8 protein-coding genes are annotated in these 6,111 nt (G+C 76.6%); 3 read left to right on the top strand and 5 right to left on the bottom strand.

The features are described 5' to 3' along the window. Nucleotides 1-4: 4 nt before the first annotated feature. Nucleotides 5-193 (bottom strand): DUF3073 domain-containing protein, encoded by a 189-nt coding sequence (locus AC0CYZ_RS22360; RefSeq protein ID WP_472219391.1) that lies wholly within the window; start codon nt 191-193, stop codon nt 5-7. Nucleotides 194-329: 136 nt separating this feature from the next. On the opposite strand from AC0CYZ_RS22360, the gene AC0CYZ_RS22355 reads away from it, so the two are divergent. Next, nucleotides 330-1,265, top strand: a complete 936-nt coding sequence (locus AC0CYZ_RS22355) for a DUF8083 family protein (protein WP_472219389.1) — start codon at nt 330-332, stop codon at nt 1,263-1,265. 61 nt (nt 1,266-1,326) lie between these two features. Here AC0CYZ_RS22355 and AC0CYZ_RS22350 read toward each other — a convergent pair whose 3' ends face one another. The 4 genes from AC0CYZ_RS22350 to AC0CYZ_RS22335 form a co-directional block, all read right to left on the bottom strand. Beyond that, nucleotides 1,327-1,887, bottom strand: a complete 561-nt coding sequence (locus tag AC0CYZ_RS22350) for an RsiG family protein (protein ID WP_472219387.1) — start codon at nt 1,885-1,887, stop codon at nt 1,327-1,329. Nucleotides 1,888-1,976: 89 nt separating this feature from the next. Continuing rightward, nucleotides 1,977-2,921, bottom strand: coding sequence for a threonine ammonia-lyase (locus AC0CYZ_RS22345; RefSeq protein ID WP_472219384.1), 945 nt, complete (start codon nt 2,919-2,921; stop codon nt 1,977-1,979). Next, complete coding sequence (ygfZ, locus tag AC0CYZ_RS22340) at nt 2,918-4,090, bottom strand: CAF17-like 4Fe-4S cluster assembly/insertion protein YgfZ (RefSeq protein WP_472219382.1); 1,173 nt, start codon at nt 4,088-4,090, stop codon at nt 2,918-2,920. The genes AC0CYZ_RS22345 and ygfZ overlap by 4 nt, the downstream gene beginning before the upstream one ends. Continuing rightward, nucleotides 4,087-4,545 (bottom strand): Fur family transcriptional regulator, encoded by a 459-nt coding sequence (locus AC0CYZ_RS22335; RefSeq protein WP_472219380.1) that lies wholly within the window; start codon nt 4,543-4,545, stop codon nt 4,087-4,089. Before AC0CYZ_RS22335 ends, ygfZ begins: the two co-directional genes overlap by 4 nt. Before the next feature lie 147 nt (nt 4,546-4,692). On the opposite strand from AC0CYZ_RS22335, the gene AC0CYZ_RS22330 reads away from it, so the two are divergent. Together AC0CYZ_RS22330 and AC0CYZ_RS22325 are read left to right on the top strand one after the other, a co-directional pair. Continuing rightward, nucleotides 4,693-5,424, top strand: coding sequence for a hypothetical protein (locus AC0CYZ_RS22330; protein WP_472219378.1), 732 nt, complete (start codon nt 4,693-4,695; stop codon nt 5,422-5,424). A gap of 51 nt (nt 5,425-5,475) precedes the next feature. After that, nucleotides 5,476-6,111, top strand: a 636-nt coding sequence (locus AC0CYZ_RS22325; protein ID WP_472219376.1) for a hypothetical protein, incomplete at its 3' end; no start/stop codon positions are given.

Raw genomic sequence — 6,111 nt, 5'->3', positions numbered from 1 at the left:
GGGGTCAGCGCTCTTCGTAGCTGTACTCGGAGCTCCGGGCGTCGGCGTGGTCGTCGTCGTCGCTCGTGTACCGGGAGAACGGGTCCCCGGCAGCCAACTCCCGCTGCAGGGCGTCGAAATCCGTGGTCGGGGAGCTGTACTTGAGCTCGCGAGCGACCTTCGTCTGCTTCGCCTTGGCTCGTCCGCGTCCCATGGGCAATGACCCCCTCGAACAGGGCGGGGGGCGGCCGGAACGACCGGCGGCCCCCCTCATCTCATAGAAATGCTCGTAGCTCCACCATACCGTGTGTCCGAACGCCGGTGCGACGTGACGTGGCACCATCGCGCCCGTGCCCGCCCCCTTCGCCTGCTACCTCCGCGTCTACGAGCCGCTGGGGGCGCTCTCGGGGCCGTTGGCCCAGCGTGTCCGGGCCGGACTCGCCCGTGGCGCGGTGCCGGTCACCCAGGCGGGGGTCCGCGAACGGGATGTGTGTCTCCGCGCACAGCTCGGGGTCCCGGTGCGCCTGCTGCCTGGTGAGCGCATCGACGGGACGGCCACGGAGGGCCCGGCGGACGTCCTGCTCGCGGAGAGCGCCGACGCGCCCAGGCCCGGCCAGGCCGCCCCGTCGCCTCCGCGCTTCGGCCCCACGACGCTCGTCTGCCCGCTCGATACCCGCCCCCGCGCGGCCGCGGCCCTCGTCGGGTTCCTGTCCACGGAGTCGCCGGTGCTGCGGGCGGCGGCACTGCACTACGAGGAGTCGGCGGCACGCTCGCGCGCCGAGGCCGTGGTGGCCGAGCTCGGGGAGAGCGCCACCCACGTGGTGTCGGCCACCTGGACGGTGCCGCTGCCGTGGTTCGTCCTCGTGGAGCCGGCGGACCGGGTCCTCGTGCTCGCCCGCGACGACTCCGCCACCGCCGACGCCCCGACCGGCTCCGAGGCGCGTCGCCGCTGCTACTGGCGGGTCTCGATGGCCGACGCGCTCGCGCGGGCCGACTCCGCCGCCGAGCTGCTGAGCTCCGCGCTCGGGGACGGCGGCCCGTCGGAGATCCTGCGCGACACCGCCCGCTGGCTGCGCCACTTCGACGCCGGGTCGCTGGTGGAGCTTGACTACGGCGGGCTGGTGCAGCTGCTCGACGACGAGACGCTGGCCGCCGACACCTCCGCCGAGGACGTCGGCGAGGCCCTCGACGCGCTGCGCGAGGGCGACGCGGAGCGGGCCATGGCGAGCTACCGCCGCCTGCGCGACTTTTGGGCCGTCCGCGCCATCCGGGAGCGGGCCAATTAGGTGCGCTGCGCGCTCGTGAGCACTAGTCCGCCCTATGGCACGGGAAAGTGCTCACAAGCCGTCAGGCACCTTCGCGCTCCCGGCGCAGCAGCTCGTCGACCGAGGCCGACCCCTCCCGGTAGCGCCGGCCGATCTCGTCGTTGCAGGCGTCCATGACCTGCTGCACGCGGATGCGGTGGTCGGAGACCGAGGCCTCCTCGGCGGCGTAGGCCTCCGTGCACTCGGTGAGCTCGGCGTCGGTGAGGCTCGCGACGTCGGACAGCCCGGTGTCGGCGAGCAGGGCCTCGACGTGGCGGCGGTGCGACTCGGCGCGCGACGGCTCCACCGTCTGGTGGCGTCCGCGGCCGGCGGCCGGGCCGAGGGCGTTGTCGGCGAGGATCCGCGGCAGCGCGTCCATCACCGAGCCGTCACCACCGTCGGCGCGCCGGTGCTCCTCGAAGCGCACGATGTCCATGCGGGCGTGCAGCAGGCGGCGCAGGTAGGACAGATCGGTCTCCTCCTGGGCGGCGTCGTCGCGCATCGCCCGGAGCTCGTCCAGTGAGCGGTCCCCGATCGCGGCCAGGAAGCCGGGGTCGAGGACGCGGTCGATCCGCCGCCGACCGCCCTGTCGGAACTCGATCATGGCCTCCATGGTGCGGGACGCCGCCCCGCGCTGTCACCCGCCCGAGCGGTGCGCGCGTCGACCGGACGACCCCGAGCGGGCGCCGGTCGTCACGCGGCGAGCACCCGCGCCACCCAGGTGGGGTCGACGTTGCGGCCGCTGACGACCGCGACGGTCCGGGTCCCCACGAGTCCGGGGTGCTCCAGGGCCCCCGCCGTCGCCACGGCGCCGCTCGCCTCGGCGGGTACGCCGGCGCCGTGCAGCAGCCGTGCTGCCTGCTCGATCGCGGCCTCGGACACCGTCACGACGTCGTCCACGAGCGCCTCGACGTGCGGCCAGGTGAGTTCCCCGAGCCGGGCCGCGCGCAGCCCGTCGGCGGCGGTGCGGGCCACCCGGGCCCGGTCCCAACGCACGAGGCGGCCGCCGTGCTTGGACTCCGCGGCGTCCCCGGCGAGCTCCGGTTCCACGCCGACGACGGAGATCCCGGTGCCGGCGAGCGCCACCGCGATCCCGGAGATCAGGCCCCCGCCGCCCACCGGGACGAGGACCCGGTCGACGTCGGGCAGCTGGTCCGCGATCTCGGCGCCGACGGTGCCCTGGCCGGCGATGACGTCCGGGTGGTCGTAGGGCGGGACGAGCGCCCCGCCGGTCTCGGCGACGACCGCGTCCGCGGCGGACTCCCGCTCGTCGGCCGGGACCGGGACGAGCCGTGCCCCGAGGGCCGCCATCGCCTCGACCTTGGCCGCCACGGCGTCGTCGGGGACGACGACGGTCGCCGGCACCCCCAACCGGGCGGCGGCCCACGCCAGGGCCCGCCCGTGGTTGCCCGACGAGTGGGTCACGAGGCCCGCGGCCCGCACCTCGGCGGCGAGCCGGGCCGCCGCGTGGTACGCCCCGCGCAGCTTGAACGCTCCGATGGGCTGGGTGTCCTCCCGCTTGAGCAGCAGGCCGGGCACGGCCGCGAGGGGCTCGACCGCGGTCCGCACCGCGATCCCGTCGAGCACCGCGGCCGCGGCGTCGACCGCGGCGCGGGTGAGCAGGACCGGGGAGCTCACCCGTGCAGCCGGCGCACCGCCGCGCGTCCCGGCGGCTCGCCGGAGTCCGGCGGCACCGAGTCCGGGTCGACCGTGGCGGGCCCGGGCGCGCCCTCCTCGCGGTCGTCGGCGACCCAGAGCGTCGCGGGACCGGTGTCGCCCGTCCCGGCCACGGCCGAGCGCTTGACCAGGGCGAGCGCCACGGAGCCGAGCTCGTGGTGGCGCACCGCGCTCCCCACGCGCCCGACCGACCGCCCGCCCTCGGCCGAGAGCACCGGCGTCCCGGGCGGGGGCAGCGCGTCGTCGCCCGTGGCCAGGTGCAGCAGCACCATCTGTCGCGGCGGGCGGCCGAGGTTCGACACCCGCGAGACCGTCTCCTGGCCGCGGTAGCAGCCCTTGGTCAGGTGCACCGCCGAGCCGATCCAGCCGACCTCGTGGGGGATCGTGCGGTCGTCGGTGTCGACGTGCAGGCGCGGGCGCAGCGCGGCCACCCGCAGCGCCTCGTAGGCATCGAGGCCGGCCGCGGCGGCGCCGGCCCCCCGCAGCCGCTCCCACCAGGTGGTGAGGTCCGCCCGCGGCACGATCAGGTCGACCGACGTCGTCTCCAGCGGCCACGGCACGCGGCGGACGACGCCGCCGCCCGACAGCGCCAGGGCACCCTCGGGCTCCGTCGGGACCTCGACGCCGGCCGCCGTCAACACGTCGGTGACCTGCGGACCGACCACCGAGAGCAGGGCGACGTCGTCGCTCGCGTCGTGCACGGCGACGTCGGACCAGAAGCGCATCCTGTCGAGGTAGGCCGCGAGCTCGCCGGCGGTCCCCGGCTCGACCGACAGCCACAGCGCGGGCCCCGAGTCGCCGGGCGCGACGCCGGCGTCGACGTGGCTGATCAGCGCGTGGTGCTCGACGCGGCCCTGCACGTCGAGGACGAGGCCCTCGGTGCCACGGCCCTCGGGGAGGTCGGCCACCTGCTGGGAGACCAGCAGGTGCAGCCAGCCGGTGCGCTCGGAGCCGGTGACGACGACGGTGCCGCGGTGCGAGCGGTCGACGACGGCGGCGCGGCGCGAGGCCGCGCGCTGTTCGGCGAAGGGGTCGCCGTGGTGGGAGGCGACGTCGGCGTCGGGACCGCCCTCGGACCCGTCGGGGTGCCCGATCGCCCCGGGGACGTCCAGCAGCGGTGACCGTGTCATGCGGATCCCTCCCTCGAGGTGTGCCCGACGGGCTCCTCGTCGCTCTCGGCGTCGCAGCGGGCGCACAGGCCGGACAGGGCGACGTGCGTCGGGTCCAGCGTGAAGCCCACCGCCTTCGCCAGCGTCCCGCCGAGGTCGTCGAGCAGGGACGCGTCCACCTCGTCCACCGTGCCGCACCGGTGGCAGACCAGGTGGACGTGCTCGTGCTCACCGGTCGCGTAGGTCGGTGCGCCGTGCCCGAGATGGGTGTGCCGCACGATCCCGAGCTGCTCGAGCAGGTCGAGCGTGCGGTAGATCGTGGTGATGTTCACCGCGGGGGCGATCTCCTGCACCTTCGCGCAGATGGCCTCGGGCGTGGCGTGCCCGAGCTCGGAGACCGCGTCGAGCACCAGCTGGCGCTGCGGCGTCATGCGCAGGCCACGGCGGTGCAGCGTCTGCCGCAGTTCGGTGTCCACGTCCCCGATGGTAGGCGCGTGCGGGAGGCCCCCGGCGGGTCGTCGTGCCCACGGAAGGGCCGTTCGGCGTCTCGCGGCGTCGGGCAACCCATCCCTACGATCGACACCGCGCCCGGTGAGAAGCGCCGGGCCCCGACGAGGTGATGTATGACGACGGGTGAGCGGGGCCGTACACCCCCCGACGCCGAGCACTACCTGGATCTGCCGGACGCGCCGGAGGAGGCCGAGGGGCCGCACTTCGACGTGGTCCTGCGCGGGTACGACCGCTCCCAGGTCGACGAGCACGTGGCGGGGCTGCGCCGCATGGTGGCGCAGCTCCGGGCCCAGCTCGCCGTCCGCGAGCGGCGCCGGGCCGAGCCGCAGGAGGCCCCCGAGCGGGGCGACCTCGCGGCCACGCTGCAGGAGGGCTCGCGCACGACGCCGCCGCCGGTCGACGCGTCCGCGGCGTCGCCGGCGCCGTCCGGGGGGTCCTCGGCGGGCGGCGATCCCGGTGGGGTCGACGCCTTCAACGAGCGCCTGCGGGGCATCCTCCAGGCGGCAGAGCAGGAGGCTGCGCTGGTCCGCACCAAGGCCGCCGAGTCGCTGCTCGCCGAGCACGCCGAGTCCCGCGCCGCCCTCGCCGAGCTGCGCTCGCAGCGCGACACGGTGTTCGACGAGCTGGTGCGGGTCAAGAACCACCTCGACGAGCTCGTCGCCAACTCCGGGCGGCCGAGCACACCGCGCGGGTGGGGGCCCGGGCCGCAGCGCGGACCGCGGCCCTACGGCGGGCCCGGGGGCTACGGCCCGCCGCCCGGCGGTCTGGTGCCGCTGCGCCAGGGACCGCCCCCGCCGCCCGCTCCGGACCGCTCGTCCGGCCAGGACGACGCGGCGGGCGCCTGACGACGCCTCGGTGCCCGTCCGTCGGGCCCGAGGCGCGTATCTTCCCTGCTCATGGACGTGGGTGGGGCGTGGGAGCGTCTGCTGCACACGCCGACGACGTGGATCGTGGTCGCCGTCGTGCTGTTCGTGGTCGCGGTGGTGCTGCTCGTCGCCGGTGCGCGGGCCGGGCGGACCGCACGCAGGCAGCGTGCGTCGGTGGCGGCCGCACCCGGCGTCGGGGGCGTCGGCCCGACCGGTGACGACGACCCGGTGACCGAGCCGGCGGTCCCGCGCCGGCCCGCGTCGTCCGGGCCGGCCGAGGAGCCCGTCGAGGCGATCGGGCCGGACACCGAGGAGGACCCGGTGACCGAGCCGTCGGTGCCGCGGTCCGTCGCGGCCCCGGACACGGCCGAGCCCGTGGAGCACGCCGACGAGTCGGCCGCGCGGCGACTCCTCGGGGTGCTGGTCGACGACCCGGCCGCGGCCCTCGCCGCCGTGGCCGCGCTCGAGCGCGGCGCGGAGCCCGGGTCGGCCGCGGTCGGGCTGCTGCGCAGCGGGGTCCCCGCGCCCGCCGTCGCCCGGCTGTGCGGGGTGGAGGCGGACGACCTCGGTGACCTCGTCGCTTCCGCGCTCGGGATCCTCCCCGACCAGGGGCGCCCCGCCGTCGCGACGGAGGCGGAGGGGCCCGACGAGGAGGAGCCGGCGGGC

This window comes from Actinomycetospora sp., from assembly GCF_055612215.1.
Note: the sequence above shows the minus strand (reverse complement) of the source record. Positions and strands in the feature narration are given on the sequence as shown.

What these genes read in the sequence shown, in the direction of transcription:
- AC0CYZ_RS22360 (WP_472219391.1), bottom strand. Translation starts at nt 193, where the DNA reads ATGGGACGCGGACGAGCCAAGGCGAAGCAGACGAAGGTCGCTCGCGAG.
- AC0CYZ_RS22350 (WP_472219387.1), bottom strand. Translation starts at nt 1,887, where the DNA reads ATGATCGAGTTCCGACAGGGCGGTCGGCGGCGGATCGACCGCGTCCTC.
- ygfZ (WP_472219382.1), bottom strand. Translation starts at nt 4,090, where the DNA reads ATGACACGGTCACCGCTGCTGGACGTCCCCGGGGCGATCGGGCACCCC.
- AC0CYZ_RS22330 (WP_472219378.1), top strand. Translation starts at nt 4,693, where the DNA reads ATGACGACGGGTGAGCGGGGCCGTACACCCCCCGACGCCGAGCACTAC.